General features: G+C 52.0%; 1 pseudogene. It reads right to left on the minus strand.

From position 1 onward, the window contains the following. A pseudogene (locus R7O13_RS28310) lies at positions 1 to 627 on the minus strand (catalase-peroxidase); the annotation flags it as partial.

Here is a 627-nt window from a genome sequence, read left to right on the forward strand (position 1 = left end):
TACCTTGCCAGTCTTTTTGTGGTGCTAAGCGAATACGAGCGCCGTTTGCGCCACCACGTTTGTCAGACTGACGGAACGTGCGTGCACTGTCCCAAGCGGTTGTGACCATGTCACTAACCGATAACCCACTGGCTGCGATTTTGGCTTTTACCGCGTCTACATCGTAGTTTGCATTGCCGTGAGGAACCGGATCTTGCCAGATGAGGTCTTCTTGCGGGACATCAGGGCCGATGTAGCGAGCCTTAGGCCCCATGTCTCTGTGCGTTAATTTAAACCAAGCCCGAGCAAAGGTGTCGGCGAAATAGGCCGGGTCGCTATGGAAGCGTTCTGAGATTTTGCGATACTCCGGATCCATCTTCATCGCCATATCGGCGTCTGTCATGATTGGGTTATGCCGAACGTTAGGGTTTTCAGGATCGACCGGTTTGTCTTCCTCTTTAATGTCGATAGGTTCCCATTGCCATGCGCCGGCTGGGCTTTTTTTCAGTTCCCAGTCGTAATTTAACAGCAGATGAAAATAGCCGTTATCCCATTGCGTTGGCTGGCTTGTCCATGCGCCTTCAATCCCTCTGGTGACCGCGTTGTTGCCTACGCCGCGGGTTGTCTTGTTTAACCAACCTAATCCTT

Source organism: Vibrio sp. Y176, from assembly GCF_033438945.1.